This is a genomic window from Dellaglioa sp. CoH-55-MRSF-8 (assembly GCF_056782195.1).
The window spans coordinates 1-265 of record NZ_JBXAYH010000208.1 but is presented as its reverse complement, the minus strand read 5'-3'; the positions used below and the strand labels follow the sequence as shown (position 1 = coordinate 265).

The 265-nt window shown below is 50.6% G+C and carries 1 protein-coding gene; it reads right to left on the bottom strand.

Features of this window, described 5'->3' with window-relative positions; all coding sequences use genetic code 11:
* The coding region (locus tag AC1RPW_RS08510; protein WP_481769529.1) for a hypothetical protein at nt 1–265 on the bottom strand (265 nt) is incomplete at both ends.

The following is a 265-nucleotide window of genomic DNA, read 5'->3' as shown; positions in this document are numbered from 1 at the left end:
AAATTACGAACCAGCTGCGTAGTGATGATTAGCACAAGTATGGCGATGAGTACCGAGCCAAGCGTAATAGGCTCAATACTTTCAACGCCCTGCACCGTAGATGTCACATCCCACAGCGTAATGTTTTCAAGGAAGCCGAAGGCCGAATGGATTTCCGACCACAGGACAATCACCGACAGCAGCGCGATAAGCATCAAAATCGAACGGACCAGACGTAGTGACTGGGCGCTAATCGTATCAAGGTCGATTTCGGGCTCTCCGATGC